Genomic DNA, 14,682 nt, shown 5'->3' with positions numbered 1-14,682 from the left:
CGACCTTGCGAGGCCGTCGGCGCTGAAGAAAAGGTAAAGGTGAATGCGCGCGCGGTTGATGATTTCGCTGGTTGCAGTGGCCGCTATGGCGAGCCCGCTCTTTGCGCAGGAAGCCCCCAAGGGCGTCGTCGAGCTTTTCACGTCACAAGGCTGCGCTTCCTGTCCCCCCGCCGATGCCGCATTTCGCAAGCTCGTTGAAAGGGGCGACGTGATCGCGCTCGCATATCATGTCGATTACTGGAACTACCTTGGCTGGGCAGATACGCTGAGCTCCAAGGAGAATACCGAGCGCCAGTATGGCTATGCACGCAGCATGGGCCGCAGCAACGTGTACACGCCGCAGGTGATCGTCAACGGACGGGATCATGTCGCCGGTGCCGATCTCAGTGGCATCTCCGGCAAGATCGATTCCTACGCCGGCGACGGCAAGGGTCTCACGGTTCCGATCAAGGCACGCGTCAATGGAGACGAGCTTGAGATCAAGATCGGCGGTGGTCCCGGCAAGGCGAATGTGGTGATGGTCTATTTCGATCGCGAAAAGACGATCAACGTCGAGAAGGGCGAGAACGGCGGCCAGCAGATCGCCTATCTCCGTAGCGTCTCCGATGTCGAGACGGTCGGCATGTGGGATGGCAAGGAAACGAGCTTGACGCTGCCGGCCAACGTACTGCAGAAGCCCGATTTGGAGGGCTGTGCGATTCTGCTTCAGACGTCGACGGCGGATGGCACGCCTTCAGCAATACTGGGCGCAACTGTCATCATGGCGGGCAAGAGCATCTGATAGTTTCATCTGCGTGGCAGGTGGAAACCGGGTGGCCCGGCTGATCGTATTCGGGGCTGGGGTTAAGGTCGATACGGTCAGCCGGGCCCTTTGGCGCGCTGGCGCCAAACTCGCGATTTGCTACCTGATGAGGTGCGCAAATCTTATTGCAGCGGACTCAGACGAACCCGCAGCTCGATTGGGAGCGAATTTCTATTGCAAATGAGGCGCTGTTTTGACTGAATTGCGGCGCGGGGGAGATTGCACAGAGTATGCTTAATGTGCGCGAGCGCCCGCTTGCAATTTGTAAACGCTGAGGCAAACTGTCATTCACCTGTCACGAACAGAGGCCTTTGGAGACTGATGACAGATCAGCCGGATTTGCGGCCGGGGGAGATCCGAGCCGCCGACAACAGTTCGTCCAGCGTCGTGGATCTCAAGGAATACAGGCAGAGCAAGGATCCGCTTCCAGTCACGTTTCACCGCCGCGAACTCGATGCGATCTTGTGGATCTACGGGCGGATGGTCGGCGAGGGGGAATGGCGGGACTACGCCATCGATCACCTGAAGGACCGGGCGGTCTTCTCCGTTTTCAAACGCTCGGGCGAAATACCCCTCTTCCGCATCGAGAAGAATCCGAAGCTCGCCGCCAAGCAGGGCGCGTTCTCGGTGATCAATACGAACGGTACCATCCTCAAGCGCGGACACGAACTGCAGCAGGTTCTCAAGGTCTTCAACAAGACGCTGAAACTTGTCGAGAAGTGACGCCGGTCAACCGTTGAAAAGCGTTCCAGGGTAGGTTGTCGGATCGGGGTCGGTTGAGCTTCCGGCACCGAGCGCTCGCTGCATGATCATCGTGTCGAGCCATTTGCCGTGTTTGTACCCGGTGCCCTTCAGGCGGCCGGTTTCTTCGAAGCCCGCGCTGCGATGAAGCGCGATCGACGCCGGGTGCGCGCCTCCGATGACCGCCGCCATCTGCCGGAAACCGAGCGACGTGCAGCGTTCGATCAGCTCATGCAGGAGCAGCCTTCCTATGCCTTTCCCCCGCGCTTCGGGCCCGAGGTAGATCGAGTCTTCCACCATCCACCGGTAGGCCGGTCTGGTGCGGAATGACGATGCGTAGGCATAGCCCAGCAACCGGTTCTCGTCGTCCACGGCTGCGATATACGGATAGCCCTGGCCGGTGATGGCGGAGAAGCGTGCTGCCATCTCGCTCAGCTCAGGCGGCGAGATCTCGTAGCTTGCAACGCCGTTCAATACCGACTCTCGATAGATCGCGGTGATGGATTCGAGGTCGGAGGGGGACGCGTCGCGAAGGAGAGTTGGCATTCGGTGGACCGGAGCTGAGAAGACTGAGCGCCCAGAAAGCACTCTCGCGCTTGCCGTTCAAACAAAAAAGGCGGCCGAAGCCGCCTTTTCCGTATTGGTGAAGCCCGCCGTTACTTGCGGTCGCCCATGAACTGCAGAAGGAACATGAACAGGTTGATGAAGTCGAGGTAGAGCGTCAGGGCGCCCATGATCGCCTTGCGGCCAGCGACGGTCGCGCTGTCGGCTTCGTAGTACATGTCCTTGATGCGCTGCGTGTCGTAGGCAGTCAGACCCGAGAAGATCAGGACGCCGATGACCGAGATCGCAAACTGCACGGCCGACGAGGCCAGGAAGATGTTCACGATCGACGCGATGATCAGGCCGAAAAGACCCATCATCAGGAACGAGCCCATCGCCGACAGATCACGCTTGGTGGTGTAGCCGTAGAGCGACAGGGCACCGAACGAAGCCGCGGTCACGAAGAACGTCTGTACAACGCTTTGGCCCGTGTAGATCAGGAACACCGACGAGAGCGACAATCCGACAAGTGCGGCATAGACCCAGAAGGTCGTCTGCGCAGCGGATACGCTCATGCTATTAATCCTGAAGCTCAGGAAGAAGACCATCGCCAGCGGGGCGAAGATAACGACCCACTTCAGCGGGCTCGTGTAGAGCGCTGCGCCAAACGCGGTCAGCTGGCCGTCGGAGACGGCAAAAGTAAAGGCGAAGTAGGCGGCCAAACCGGTGATCGCCAAACCGAGCGCCATCAGGTTGTAAACCTTGATCATGTAGGCGCGCAGGCCCTGGTCGATCATCTCGCCGGTTTGTGCGCGGCTTTGGTAGTTGCGTAGGTCAGCCATAGTTTCCTCTTGACAGCCCCGATTGGAAAACGGTGTCGGGTTCACGACCCGGGCGCCGCTGCGGAGCTCCAGCATGCCTACTGAGCAATATGAGGCTTTCGCCTGCTGCAAACAAGAGCCTTGCAACCGCCGATCGGGTTAAATCGCAGTAAGGTGAAGGGAAATCCGGCTGCGGACCGTCCTCAAAGTTCACGCAAAACGGGTGCGGCTTTCTGCCCGAGAATACGCCACGTTCCGATCAGGCCGATGCTGACCGTCAGCACCAGAGCCACGACGAGCGTGCTGCCGGCGACGGCGGGGAGGAAGTGTGACGGTATCCGCATGATGCGGGCAACGATGAACCAGGCTGCAATGCCACCTGCAAACAAGGCGAAGATGGCGGTTGCGGCGCCGAGGATCAGATATTCGTAGCAGAATGCGCGGATGAGCATTTTTCTCGTTGCGCCCAATGTCTTCAGCACCACCGCGTCGTGGGTTCGCGCCCGGTTTCCGGCGGCGAGCGCACCGGCTAGCACGAGAACGGACGCCATCAGGGCCACGGAGGCGGCGGCACGGATGGCCGTCGCCAGCTGCGCCACAAGCGTATTGACGATGTCGATCGCGTCCTTGACGCGGACGCTGGTGATCGTCGGGTAGGTGTTGGTCACGGACTTGAGTATCGCGGCCTCCTCAGGCGCGGTCGCGGTCGGATCGGTCAAGGTTGCGAGCCAGGCATGTGGTGCGCCCCGGAACGTATTCGGCGAGAACACCATGACGAAATTGATGGAGAGCGATTCCCATTCGACCTTGCGCAGGTTGGCGATCTTGGCTGTGATGTTGCGGCCGAGGACATTGACGGTGACGCTGTCGCCGATCTTCAGTCCGAGTTCCTTTGCCTCTTCCGCCGAGAAGGATACGAGCGGTTCGCCGCTGTAGTCCTTCGGCCACCATGTTCCATCGGTCAGCGATGCGTTCTCCGGAAGGGTCTCCGCGTAGGTAATGCCGCGATCACCGCGAAGAACCCATTGTCCGGCCGGCGGGACCTTCATTTTCGTCACGTCCTGCCCGTTGAAGGCAAGGATGCGGCCGCGAAGCATCGGCACCTCGACGAGCTTGCCCTCTGGTGCGTGTTCCTTGACCAGTTCACGGAACTGGTTCACCTCCGAGCCCTGGATGTCGACGAAGAAGAAATTCGGCGCGCCTGCGGCCATGCGGCCCGTCAGCTGCTGACGCATGTTGCCGTCGATCAGCGTCAGGGTCACGAGCAGCGCCAGGCCAAGGCCGAGTGATAGGACCACGGCTGGCGTGAGGGCGCCGGGCCGATGAATATTGCCGATCGCCAGCCGCAGCGCCGGCGAATTGACGCGTGGGCTGCGTTTTGCCAGCCATGCGATACCGGCCGCGACTGCTCGCAACACCACGAAAGCGAAAGCGATGGCGCCGATGAAGACGATTGCGATGAAGCGGTCGTGGGCGGTTGCGATTGCAAGGCCAGCCAGGGCGGCAAGAAAGGCTGCCGCCAGCACTACATATGGCCAGGAAGGCAGCCCCTTCGCCTCGAAGCCCTGCTCGCGGAAGAGCGCGGTTGCCGGAACTTCGCGAGAATGGCCAAGCGGCATGATGGCAAATGCGAGCGTGGTCAGGACGCCGAAAAGAACCGATACCGCAAGTGCAACGGGATAGAGCGTCGGTGCGGTCGAGATGGGCAGGAACTGCGCGAGGAACTGTGAGGCGATGATGGGCGCCAACGCACCGATCACCAAGCCGATCACGATGCCGCCAAGCGCGATGATGCCGATCTGGAACAGATAGATCAGGACGATCGTGGCAGCAGGTGCGCCGAGACATTTGAAGGTCGCGATGGTCGTTCGCTTCGCGTCAAGAAACGCGCGAACGGCGTTCGCCACGCCGACACCGCCGACAATCAGTGCCGTCAGGCCAACGAGGGTGAGAAACTGGGAAAAGCGCTCGATGTTCTCCGTCAGCGACGGAGCCGCGCGGTCGCTGGTGCGGATTGACCAGCCCGCCGAAGGAAACTCCTTGGCGGCGCGTTCGCGGATACCAGTGACGTCGCCACGGTTCTCAAGCCGGATCTTGTAGGCATGTTCGACAAGGCTTCCGGTCTGGATCAGACCGGACGCCTGCAGCGCCTTGCGGCTGACGATCAGGCGCGGTGCGAAGCCGAAGCCTTCTGAAACGGCGTCCGGCTCCGTCTTCACCGTCCCGGTGATGTTCAGGATCACGTTGCCGAGAAGAATCTCGTCTCCAAGCTTGAGGCCGAGACGGTCGAGGAGCAAGGGAGCCGCGACCGCTCCATAGGTTCCGTTTTGATCAGCGAGGAGAGTATGAAGGGGATAGTTCGGTTCTGCTTCGAATTTCCCGTAGAGCGGATAGGCACCGTCAACGGCCTTCACCTCGACCAGCGCCTGATCCGATCCGTCAGGCTTGCGGGCCATCGAACGGAGGCCGGTGGAAACCGATACCTTGCCCAGTCCCTGCAGGAAGCCAAGTTCCGGCTCGGTCGCCTCGCGATTGTTGAGCTCGAATCGAACGTCTCCAGCCAGAATTTCCTGGCCGCGTGTCTCGATCGTATCGGTGATCGATTGGGATACCGAATTCACAGCCGCAATTGCACCCGTGCCGAGCGCGATGCACGCAAGGAAGATGTAGAAGCCTCTCAATCCTCCCCTCAGCTCGCGCAGAGCCAAGCGAAAGGCGAGCGATATCCGCGGGGTCATCAGCGTCATGCGATGGCCGCTTCGGATGGCACAGCAGCGCTGTCACCCTCGATCCGGCCGGACCGAACGCGAATTTGCCTTGAGCATCGTTTTGCGAGCGCCTGATCGTGGGTCACGAGAAGTAGGGTCGTCCCGCGCTCCGCTTGCTTGGCGAAAAGCAGGTCGGCGATCTGGCGGCCCGTGTCGGCGTCGAGATTTCCGGTTGGTTCGTCGGCAATCAGCAGGGCAGGCGAAGGGGCGAGCGCGCGGGCGATTGCCACGCGCTGCTGTTCGCCGCCGGAAAGCTGACCGGGATAGTGGTTCAGGCGCTCGCCGAGACCGACGGACTTCAGTTCTCGTCGCGCGATCTCGAACGGATTGGCAACGTTTGCAAGCTCGAGCGGGACGGCCACATTTTCCAAAGCCGTCATATTGGCGATCAGATGAAACGACTGGAAGACGATGCCGATATTGCGGCCGCGGAAGTCGGCGACCTGATCTTCGGTCAACGTGTGGAGCGGCGTATCGCTGATATTGATTTCGCCGCTGTCCAGTTTTTCCAGGCCTGCCAGCACCATCAGCAAAGTCGACTTCCCGGAGCCCGACGGACCCACGATGCCGACGGATTCGCCGGCTGATATCGTGAGGTCTATGCCCTTGAGAACGTGGACGGACGCTGCCGCATTGCCGAGCGTCAGATCCGCTTCCTTCAATTCGATGATGGTTTTTGCCAACAGTGTTCGCCCTATATAGATGCGGATAGCACGCCAGTCTTCGGCCCAATCTAGGGAAAGCGGAATGAGTTTTAAAGTTGCCGGCCTTCACATCGCTGTCATTGCAGCCGCCCTGCTGTTCTCGACAGTTGCAAATGCACGAACCATAGCCCTGGTCGGCTTTGGGGACAGCCTGATGGCAGGGTATCAACTGCCGCCTGGTGATGGCTTTCCGGAGAAGATGCAGGCGGCGCTGAAGGCGAAGGGCGTCGATGTGACGATCGCCAATGCAGGCGTCTCCGGCGACACCACGAGCGGCGGGCTTGCGCGAATCGATTGGTCCGTTCCCGACGGTACCGACGGGGTGATTCTCGAGTTGGGCGCGAACGATGCCCTGCGCGGGATCGCTCCGGAACAGAGTGAAAAGAATCTGGACGAAATGCTTGCCCGGCTAAAGGAGCGCGGGATCGCTGTCTTGCTCGTCGGCATGATGGCGCCGCCGAACATGGGTGATGACTATGCCGCCCGGTTCAATCCGATCTACGAGAAACTTGCGCAAAAACATAATGTTGCGATCTATCCGTTCTTCCTCGACGGGGTCGTTCTCGATGCCGGGCTCAAGCTTGAGGATGGCATGCACCCGAACAGCAAGGGGGTTGATGTGATGGTTCAGAAGATGGAGCCGGCTATCACGCAATTCATTGGAACGATTTCTACTGTGAAGAATTAGGGACTTGCGCAGGTGCGCAATGCGTGATTCCGTGTGAGCACCTGCAAAAGATTCGGGGAGTGCTCGTTATGCCGAGACTATTTACCGCCCTCGAAATTCCGCGCAATGCGGCGATGAGCCTCTCTTTGCTGCGCGGTGGTCTCCCTGGTGCTCGCTGGATCGACGTCGAGAACTATCACATCACGTTACGCTTCATCGGCGATGTCGATGGCCGGACCGCTGACGAGGTAGTAGACCGTCTCGATCGCATCGATCGCCCCGAGTTTCAAATTCGGCTGGATGGGATCGGATCATTCGGTTCGAAGAAACCGCATTCGGTGTGGGCAGGGGTTTCGCCTTCCCCGGAAATGTACGCCCTGCAGGCCGAAATCGAACGCATTTGCCAACGGATCGGGCTGCCGCCGGATCCACGCAAGTTCATGCCGCACGTCACATTGGCGCGAATGAAGAACGCACGGGTCGATGACGTCGTCCACTATCTCGCGGGTCGCGGGAATTTCCAGACGACGCAGTTCACCGTGCCGCGTTTCGTGCTTCTCTCCTCACGGGATTCCGTCGGTGGCGGGCCATATCTGACGGAAGAGATCTTTCCTCTTCACGAGGCGTTGTCGGCGCCGAGCGCTGCCAGCAGCTTCCTGCAGCCGGTCAAGAGCCTGGCATAGACCTGCTCGAAATCGCGCTCCGAGCCGTAATAGGGATCGGCGATATACTCGCCGGTTCCGAGAGCGCGATCACCAAACAGGAAGACGTTCCGGGCTTCGGGCGCTAGCCGCCGCAAGCTTGCGACATGTGTCCGGTCCATGCCGAGAATGATGTCGAAACTCTCGATGTCATCCGGCGTTACGCGTCTCGCGCGCTGGTTCGACAGATCGACACCGTGTCGCTTGGCGACTATGACCGACCGGCGATCGGGTGGGTCGCCGACATGCCACCCGTCCGTGCCGGCAGAGTCGACCACGACGTCAAGACCGATGCCGGTTTCCGCAGCGAGATGTGCCATAATGCCTTCGGCAAGCGGTGACCGGCATATATTTCCGGTACAAACAAAGAGGATGCTGACGCGTTTCATAGAGAACCGTTATCTGGAAACGAGGAGGACAATCGCATGAAACGAGAGAAACTGGAACGGACGGCAATTCAGCAAGAGCTCGCCAAGCTCGAGGGTTGGTCTCTGGATGAGGGAGCGGCCTCGATCTCGAAGAGCTTCAAGTTCGGCAGCTTCGTTCAAGCCTTCGGCTTCATGACAGAAGCGGCGCTGGCCGCGGAGAAGCTCAACCATCATCCCGAATGGTTCAATGTCTATTCGCGGGTGGACGTGAAGCTCAACACGCATGATGCCGGGGTCTGACCGAACTCGATTTCAAGCTGGCGGCGGCGATGGAAAAGGCGGCCGCAGGACGGATTGATTGAACGGCCCGCATCAATCACCATATCTGCGCATGGACCAAGAGGATTGATTGGAATGGACGACGTCAAATACGGTGAGATCTTGCTGCCAGGCGACGAGGATACGCAGGCTCGCCGGGAGAAGACGGTGCGCAAGAAATTCTGGCCGACATTCCGGAGGGCGGTTCGACAGATTCCGTTTTCCCGGGATGTCGTTGCGGCATTCTACTGTGCGCTCGATCCGCAGACGCCGCTAAAGGTCCGCGGCACGCTGCTGGCGGCACTTGCCTACTTTGTCCTGCCTATCGACATGATTCCCGACATGCTCGTGGGGATCGGTTTTTCGGACGACATCGCCGTGCTGTCGGCTGCCTTCGCCATGGTCAGCCGCCACATGAAGCCGGACCACTATTCGGCCGCGGACAGCGCACTTGCCGACGAACCTCAGGGAATGAAGACTGTCTGATTAGACGCCTTCGACTTCGAGCAGCTTCTTCAGCTTGCCGAATGCCAGCCGTATGCGCGATTTGACCGTGCCGAGCGGAAGCCCGGTCGCTTCGGCGATCTGTGAGTGGGACTGCCCGAGAAAGAAAGCAGCCTTCAGCATCTCGCGCTGTTCTTCCGGCAGCCTGCCGACCGCAGCACGGACAAGCGCATCGCGATCGTCGTTCGCCACCAGTTCGTCGGCTCCGATCGCCGCCACCGGCTGCAGTGTCGGATCAGCCTGGTCGAGATTGCGGGCGCGGCTTCTCCTCACGAGATCGATGCGCCGGTTGCGAGCAATGCGGAAGAGCCAGGTCGACAGGGAGGACCGCGCGGAATCGTAAAGGTCCGCCTTGTGCCAAAGGACGGTCATCACGTCCTGCACCAGTTCCTCGGCCTCGTCATTGGGCATTTTCTGGCGCAGTAACCAAGATTTGAGGCGCGGCGCGAAATAATCAAAAAGGACGGCGAACGCTTGCTGGTCACGGCGTTCCGCGACTGCCCTGGCAAGGGCAGCGAAGCGCTGTTTTTCCTCCGCATCCATATTCCGTCAAAAGCCCCCTGGCTCGGCGAATTCCTTACCGGATTTCCAATACCTTAATGACCTACAACGGATTTTGGAAAGGTCAAACTCTTGCCTGAATCTTTATGTCTTAAATTTCCTCAGGGCGCTAATTTGGCACCTTTGTCGCATCGCACATCTCGAGCGAGGTTCCAGCGCTCAACATTGACACTCGGGCGGAAATGGCACAGGCAGGCACTTCTCGCGGTCTGTGTTGACGCTTTGGTAACCTGAATTAAGTCAAAATAAAGCAGATCGTGATTATGCGCCGCCCGCTTTGCTCGGGCTCGAATCGCAAGAACCGGCAGGAATATCCATGTTTGTAAAAAGTACCGCAATCGCCCTTTCCCTCGTTCTCGCCGGCGCCGGCATTGCATCCGCTCAGTCCAAGAAGCCCGCTGCCCAGGCAGCGCAGCAACCGGCTGCCGCCGCTTCTTCCGCGCCGACCCGCATCCAACAGTTCCAGGCCTGGGGCGCTTACTCCTACAAGTCCGGCGCGAGCACCGTCTGCTACGTGCTGTCGGTTCCGACCGAGAAGAAGCCGGCCAACATCGACCACGGCGACAATTTCTTCATCGTGTCGCAGCGTCCCGGCCAGAACATCTCTTACGAGCCGCAGGCGATGATGGGCTACACGGTCAAGGAAAGCTCCAAGATCGATGTGGTCATCGACAACAAGACCTTCGTGATGTTCACAAAGGACAAGGCCGGCTGGGTCGAGAACGCGGCGCAGGAACCGGCACTGGTCGCGGCCATGAAGAGCGGCCACTCGATGACCGTCAACGCTACCTCGCGCAAGGGCACCCAGACTTCTTACAGCTATTCGCTGGCCGGTATCTCGGCCTCGCTGAAGCAGATCGAAAGCTGCAAGTAAGCGTTCCACGAGAGCGATGAAATTTCAGAAGGCCGGCCTTGTGCCGGCCTTCGTCGTTTCCATCTATAGTGACGCGCGGCAAAAATGATGCTAAAGGCCCGCGCAACAGCGGATAGATCGCGGTCCTTGCCGTATGCTCCGCATTCAATTTCTGCCACCATGCCCTTCCTACCCGCAAGTCATCCGGCTTTCCGGGGCGGCCGCATGTTGAATTCGGGATTAGAGACTATGTCCGTCATGGATGCGATGACTGTTACCAAGCCCTTGGGCGCAGCGACCGGCAGTGCCGACGCTGGGCTGAAGCCTTCGCTGATCGGCCTCAGCCGCGAAGAGATGGGCGCTGCACTGCGCGAAAAGGGCGTGCCGGAGAAGCAGATCAAGATGCGCGTCGCGCAGCTGTGGAACTGGATCTACGTGCGCGGCGTCTCCGACTTCGACCACATGGCCAATATCTCCAAGGATATGCGCGAGACGCTGAAAAAGCATTTCACCATCGCGCGGCCGGAAATCGTCGAGGAGCAGGTCTCCAACGACGGTACCCGAAAGTGGCTCCTGCGCTTTCCTGCCCGCGGCGCCGGTCGTCCGGTCGAAATCGAGGCGGTCTATATTCCCGAGGAAGGCCGCGGCACGCTTTGCATTTCGAGCCAGGTCGGATGCACGCTCACCTGTTCCTTCTGTCATACCGGCACGCAGCGACTGGTGCGTAACCTGACCGCGGAAGAAATCCTGTCACAGCTGCTGCTGGCGCGCGATCGGCTGGGCGATTTCCCTGACCGTGAAGCGCCTCAGGGTACGATCATGCCGGCCGAGGGCCGCAAGGTCAGCAACATCGTGATGATGGGCATGGGTGAGCCGCTCTACAATTTCGACAGCGTCAAGCAGGCGCTGTTGATCGCTACGGATGGCGACGGGCTCTCACTCTCCAAGCGTCGCGTCACGCTCTCGACCTCGGGCGTTGTGCCTGAAATCTTCCGCACCGGCGATGAGATCGGCGTGATGCTGGCGATCTCGCTGCATGCGGTACGCGACGACCTGCGCGATATCCTGGTGCCGATCAACAAGAAGTATCCGCTGAAGGAACTGATCGACGCCTGCCGCAAGTATCCGGGGCTTTCCAACGCCCGTCGCATCACCTTCGAGTATGTGATGCTGAAGGACGTCAATGACAGCCTCGAGGATGCCAAGGGGCTGATCCAGTTGCTGAAGGGCGTACCGGCGAAGATCAACCTCATTCCGTTCAACCCCTGGCCGGGCACCAACTACCAGTGTTCCGACTGGGCGCAGATCGAGAAGTTCGCCGACTTCATCAACTCGGCCGGCTATGCCTCGCCGATCCGCACGCCGCGCGGCCGCGACATTCTCGCTGCCTGCGGCCAGCTGAAGTCCGAATCCGAGCGTATGCGCAAGACCGAGCGTCTGGCCTTCGAGGCGATGATGATCGCCAACCACGGTGCGGATGATTGATCAGCAAGTTTGATCCGTTCAGTGTTTTCTAATGATTGATTTCATGGCCTGCTTTTCCTAGAAGCAGGCCAAAATCATATCTGGAGGATACCCAATGCGTTCAATTCTGCTTGCTGTCGCGGCCACGCTGGCCCTGACCCTGCCGGCCAAGGCCGAAGATGTCACCGTCGCCGTTACGGCGATCGTCGAGCATCCGGCTCTCGATGCAGCGCGCAAGGGCGTCCTCGATGTGCTGACGGCTGCCGGCTACAAGGAAGGCGAGAACCTGAAGTTCATGTTCGAGTCGGCCCAGGGTAATCCGGCAACGGCTGCGCAGATCGCTCGCCAGTTCGCAGGCGAGGGCCCGAACGTTATCGTCCCGATCTCCACGCCATCGGCTCAGGCCGTCGTTTCCGCGACGCGTGATATCCCGGTCGTGTTTACCGCCGTTTCCGATCCGCTCGGCGCGCAGCTGGTCAAGAACATGGACAAGCCCGGCGGCAACGTTACCGGCCTCTCCGATATGTCGCCGGTTGCCGAGCATGTTGCGCTGATCAAGGAAATCCTGCCGAACGCCAAGACGATCGGCTACCTCTACAACTCAGGTGAAGCGAACTCCGTATCGCTGCTCGCTGTCCTGAAGGTGGAAGCCGAGAAGGCCGGCCTGAAGGTCGTCGAATCCGCTGCCACCAAGTCCGCTGAAGTGCAGGGCGCCGCCCGCGCGCTCGTCGGCCGCGCCGATGCGATCTATGTTCCGACGGACAACACGATCATCTCCGCACTGGAAGGCGCTGTTGCCGTTGCCGAGGAAGCCAAGCTGCCGCTCTTCACGGCCGACACGGATTCCGTTTCTCGCGGTTCGATCGCTGCCCTCGGCTTCAACTATTACGATGTCGGCAAGCAGACCGGCGAGATCGTCGTTCGCATTCTCAAGGGCGAAAACCCGGGCGACATTCCGGTGAAGGTTGCCGCTGGTAGCGATCTGGTCATCAACAAGGGCGCTGCCGCCAAGATGGGCGTGACGCTGCCGGAAAGCGTGCTGAAGCGCGCGACCAAGACGATCGACTGATCGTCCTCGGATACTAGAGAAACTTGCCATTCAGCCGCTCCCGTTTTACGCGGGGGCGGCTGATGGTATTAAAAGCTTGGGTCCGGTTGCAGGCGGGCCAAGTCAAAGGAAAGGGCAGGAGCCTTGAGTCAGATCGCATTCTGGGGAGCCGTGGAGCTGGGGCTGGTCTATGCCTTTGTCGCGCTCGGTGTTTACCTTGCATTCCGTGTGCTGGATTTTCCGGATCTGACGGTTGACGGCTCCTTTCCGCTGGGTGCCGCAGTAACGGCGGTTCTCATCATTGCGGGCGTCAATGCCTGGGTGGCGGCACTCGTCGCCATGGTCGCGGGTGCTGCGGCCGGCATGGTGACCGCGATGCTCAACGTGCGCTTCAAGATCCTCAACCTGCTTGCCTCGATCCTGACGATGATCGCGCTCTTCTCGGTGAATTTGCGCGTCATGGGCAAGCCGAATGTCGCATTGATCAATGCGGATACGATGATCAGCCCGTTCTTCGGCCATGGAATCCGCGATTTCTACGTCCGCCCGCTTTTCGTCGGCGTCCTCGTTGTGGTTGCCGTGGTTGTCGTGTGGCGCTTCCTTGAGAGCGACTCAGGCCTCGCGATGCGCGCGACCGGCGCGAACGCCCGCATGGCCCGCGCACAGGGTGTCGATACCAGCCGCCAGATCTATCTCGGCATGGCGCTCTCCAACGCTTTGGTCGCCTTGGGCGGCGCCTTGTTCGCGCAGACGAACGGCTTTGCCGATGTCACCTCCGGCGTCGGTACGATCGTTGTCGGTCTCGCGGCTGTCATCATCGGTGAAACGTTGCTCGGCCGACGCGGGCTGCTGATCGCCTTGATCGGCTGTGTGCTCGGTTCGATCCTCTACCGCATCGCCATCCAGCTCGCGCTCTCGACCGATGTCATCGGGCTGCAGGCGTCCGACCTCAACTTCGTGACGGCCGTGCTCGTGACGATCGCGCTCATCCTCCCCCGTCTCCGTCGCGGAGGTGCCGCATCGTGATTACGCTCAAGGATATCAAGGTCGTCTTCGGCAAGGGTACGCCGCTGCAGAAGCAGGCGCTGAACGGAGTCAGCCTGACGATCGAGGAAGGCTCGTTCGTAACAGTCATCGGCTCGAACGGAGCGGGAAAGTCGACTCTGCTCGGCGTTCTGGCGGGCGACGTGCTTGCCAGTGAAGGCCAGATACTGATCGGCCACGCGGATGTCACGCGCAAGTCGACGGCTGCTCGCGCCAGCCTCGTCGCACGGGTTTTCCAGGATCCGTTGACGGGAAGCTGCGGCTCGCTGTCAATCGAGGAAAACCTTGCGCTTGCGGCGCGTCGCGGTGAAACCCGCGGGCTCACCTCTGCGCTCGGCCCGAAGCGGCGCGAGCATTTCCGCGAGCGGATCGCCGAACTCAACCTCGGCCTCGAGAACCGGATGCGGGACCGCATGGACCTGCTTTCAGGCGGTCAGCGGCAGGCCGTCTCGCTCGTCATGGCGACGCTTGCCGGCTCTGAAGTCTTGCTGCTCGACGAGCATACCGCTGCGCTCGATCCCGGGATGGCCGAATTCGTCATGGGGCTCACGCAGAAGATCGTCTCGGAGCGCAAGCTGACGACGCTGATGGTCACGCACTCCATGCGCCAGGCGCTGGACTATGGCCACCGCACGATCATGTTGCATGGCGGCGAGATCGTGCTCGACGTGTCAGGCGATAGCCGCAAGGACCTCCAGGTCGAGGACCTGATCGACATGTTCCGAAAGATGCGCGGCCAGACGCTCGACGACGACGCGCTGCTGATCGGCTAAAG

The 14,682-nt window shown here is 60.4% G+C and carries 16 protein-coding genes and 1 pseudogene; 11 read left to right on the top strand and 6 right to left on the bottom strand.

Features of this window, described 5'->3' with window-relative positions; genetic code table 11:
- The first annotated feature begins 43 nt into the window (after positions 1–43).
- Positions 44–781, top strand: coding sequence for a DUF1223 domain-containing protein (locus FZ934_RS15275; protein WP_153271763.1), 738 nt, complete (start codon positions 44–46; stop codon positions 779–781).
- 342 nt (positions 782–1,123) lie between these two features.
- A complete protein-coding gene (locus tag FZ934_RS15270) occupies positions 1,124–1,525 on the top strand; it encodes a DUF2794 domain-containing protein (RefSeq protein ID WP_153271762.1) in 402 nt (133 codons plus the stop codon).
- 6 nt (positions 1,526–1,531) lie between these two features.
- Here the strand turns inward: FZ934_RS15270 and FZ934_RS15265 are convergent, their stop codons facing one another.
- From FZ934_RS15265 to FZ934_RS15250, 4 genes are all read right to left on the bottom strand, one after another.
- Positions 1,532–2,089, bottom strand: coding sequence for a GNAT family N-acetyltransferase (locus tag FZ934_RS15265; RefSeq protein ID WP_153271761.1), 558 nt, complete (start codon positions 2,087–2,089; stop codon positions 1,532–1,534).
- 110 nt (positions 2,090–2,199) lie between these two features.
- A complete protein-coding gene (locus tag FZ934_RS15260; protein WP_153271760.1) occupies positions 2,200–2,928 on the bottom strand; it encodes a Bax inhibitor-1/YccA family protein in 729 nt (242 codons plus the stop codon).
- A gap of 182 nt (positions 2,929–3,110) precedes the next feature.
- The gene (locus FZ934_RS15255; RefSeq protein WP_153271759.1) at positions 3,111–5,654 is read right to left on the bottom strand and encodes an ABC transporter permease; all 2,544 of its coding nucleotides are present in this window, start codon (positions 5,652–5,654) and stop codon (positions 3,111–3,113) included.
- Entirely contained in the window at positions 5,651–6,358 is a 708-nt protein-coding gene (locus FZ934_RS15250; RefSeq protein ID WP_153271758.1) for an ABC transporter ATP-binding protein, read from the bottom strand. Before FZ934_RS15250 ends, FZ934_RS15255 begins: the two co-directional genes overlap by 4 nt.
- A gap of 64 nt (positions 6,359–6,422) precedes the next feature.
- On the opposite strand from FZ934_RS15250, the gene FZ934_RS15245 reads away from it, so the two are divergent.
- Together FZ934_RS15245 and thpR are read left to right on the top strand one after the other, a co-directional pair.
- Positions 6,423–7,067: an arylesterase gene (locus FZ934_RS15245; RefSeq protein WP_153271757.1), complete on the top strand. Its 645-nt coding sequence runs from the start codon at positions 6,423–6,425 to the stop codon at positions 7,065–7,067.
- A 68-nt stretch (positions 7,068–7,135) separates the two neighbouring features.
- Positions 7,136–7,729: an RNA 2',3'-cyclic phosphodiesterase gene (gene thpR, locus FZ934_RS15240; protein WP_113360221.1), complete on the top strand. Its 594-nt coding sequence runs from the start codon at positions 7,136–7,138 to the stop codon at positions 7,727–7,729.
- Here thpR and FZ934_RS15235 read toward each other — a convergent pair.
- Complete coding sequence (locus FZ934_RS15235; protein WP_153271756.1) at positions 7,663–8,136, bottom strand: low molecular weight protein-tyrosine-phosphatase; 474 nt, start codon at positions 8,134–8,136, stop codon at positions 7,663–7,665. The two genes, thpR and FZ934_RS15235, sit on opposite strands and share 67 nt — an antisense overlap.
- A 36-nt stretch (positions 8,137–8,172) precedes the next feature.
- Between FZ934_RS15235 and FZ934_RS15230 the strand changes: the two are divergent.
- Positions 8,173–8,477, top strand: a pseudogene (locus FZ934_RS15230) (4a-hydroxytetrahydrobiopterin dehydratase).
- Positions 8,478–8,529: 52 nt separating this feature from the next.
- A complete protein-coding gene (locus FZ934_RS15225) occupies positions 8,530–8,919 on the top strand; it encodes a YkvA family protein (protein ID WP_153271755.1) in 390 nt (129 codons plus the stop codon).
- Here FZ934_RS15225 and FZ934_RS15220 read toward each other — a convergent pair whose 3' ends face one another.
- Positions 8,920–9,480 carry a sigma-70 family RNA polymerase sigma factor gene (locus tag FZ934_RS15220; RefSeq protein ID WP_153271754.1) on the bottom strand — a complete coding sequence of 187 codons (561 nt, stop codon included), beginning with the start codon at positions 9,478–9,480 and terminating at the stop codon, positions 8,920–8,922. It abuts the gene before it with no gap.
- A 334-nt stretch (positions 9,481–9,814) separates the two neighbouring features.
- On the opposite strand from FZ934_RS15220, the gene FZ934_RS15215 reads away from it, so the two are divergent.
- From FZ934_RS15215 to FZ934_RS15195, 5 genes are all read left to right on the top strand, one after another.
- On the top strand, positions 9,815–10,372 hold the full coding sequence (locus tag FZ934_RS15215; protein WP_113360234.1) for an invasion associated locus B family protein: 558 nt from the start codon (positions 9,815–9,817) through the stop codon (positions 10,370–10,372).
- A 228-nt stretch (positions 10,373–10,600) separates the two neighbouring features.
- Positions 10,601–11,836 carry a 23S rRNA (adenine(2503)-C(2))-methyltransferase RlmN gene (rlmN, locus tag FZ934_RS15210; RefSeq protein WP_153271753.1) on the top strand — a complete coding sequence of 412 codons (1,236 nt, stop codon included), beginning with the start codon at positions 10,601–10,603 and terminating at the stop codon, positions 11,834–11,836.
- A 94-nt stretch (positions 11,837–11,930) separates the two neighbouring features.
- Positions 11,931–12,884: an ABC transporter substrate-binding protein gene (locus tag FZ934_RS15205; protein WP_153271752.1), complete on the top strand. Its 954-nt coding sequence runs from the start codon at positions 11,931–11,933 to the stop codon at positions 12,882–12,884.
- A gap of 123 nt (positions 12,885–13,007) precedes the next feature.
- Positions 13,008–13,889 carry an ABC transporter permease gene (locus FZ934_RS15200; RefSeq protein ID WP_153271751.1) on the top strand — a complete coding sequence of 294 codons (882 nt, stop codon included), beginning with the start codon at positions 13,008–13,010 and terminating at the stop codon, positions 13,887–13,889.
- A complete protein-coding gene (locus FZ934_RS15195) occupies positions 13,886–14,680 on the top strand; it encodes an ABC transporter ATP-binding protein (RefSeq protein ID WP_153271750.1) in 795 nt (264 codons plus the stop codon). Before FZ934_RS15200 ends, FZ934_RS15195 begins: the two co-directional genes overlap by 4 nt.
- The last annotated feature ends 2 nt before the right edge of the window (positions 14,681–14,682 follow it).

This window comes from Rhizobium grahamii (genome assembly GCF_009498215.1).
GTDB lineage: Bacteria > Pseudomonadota > Alphaproteobacteria > Rhizobiales > Rhizobiaceae > Rhizobium > Rhizobium grahamii_A.
This window is presented reverse-complemented; position numbering and strand designations above follow the sequence as displayed.

Coding starts and splice junctions, on each gene's coding strand:
- FZ934_RS15275 (WP_153271763.1), top strand. CDS start 44: ATGCGCGCGCGGTTGATGATTTCGCTGGTTGCAGTGGCCGCTATGGCG.
- FZ934_RS15270 (WP_153271762.1), top strand. CDS start 1,124: ATGACAGATCAGCCGGATTTGCGGCCGGGGGAGATCCGAGCCGCCGAC.
- FZ934_RS15265 (WP_153271761.1), bottom strand. CDS start 2,089: ATGCCAACTCTCCTTCGCGACGCGTCCCCCTCCGACCTCGAATCCATC.
- FZ934_RS15260 (WP_153271760.1), bottom strand. CDS start 2,928: ATGGCTGACCTACGCAACTACCAAAGCCGCGCACAAACCGGCGAGATG.
- FZ934_RS15255 (WP_153271759.1), bottom strand. CDS start 5,654: ATGACGCTGATGACCCCGCGGATATCGCTCGCCTTTCGCTTGGCTCTG.
- FZ934_RS15245 (WP_153271757.1), top strand. CDS start 6,423: ATGAGTTTTAAAGTTGCCGGCCTTCACATCGCTGTCATTGCAGCCGCC.
- thpR (WP_113360221.1), top strand. CDS start 7,136: ATGCCGAGACTATTTACCGCCCTCGAAATTCCGCGCAATGCGGCGATG.
- FZ934_RS15235 (WP_153271756.1), bottom strand. CDS start 8,136: ATGAAACGCGTCAGCATCCTCTTTGTTTGTACCGGAAATATATGCCGG.
- FZ934_RS15225 (WP_153271755.1), top strand. CDS start 8,530: ATGGACGACGTCAAATACGGTGAGATCTTGCTGCCAGGCGACGAGGAT.
- FZ934_RS15220 (WP_153271754.1), bottom strand. CDS start 9,480: ATGGATGCGGAGGAAAAACAGCGCTTCGCTGCCCTTGCCAGGGCAGTC.
- FZ934_RS15215 (WP_113360234.1), top strand. CDS start 9,815: ATGTTTGTAAAAAGTACCGCAATCGCCCTTTCCCTCGTTCTCGCCGGC.
- rlmN (WP_153271753.1), top strand. CDS start 10,601: ATGTCCGTCATGGATGCGATGACTGTTACCAAGCCCTTGGGCGCAGCG.
- FZ934_RS15205 (WP_153271752.1), top strand. CDS start 11,931: ATGCGTTCAATTCTGCTTGCTGTCGCGGCCACGCTGGCCCTGACCCTG.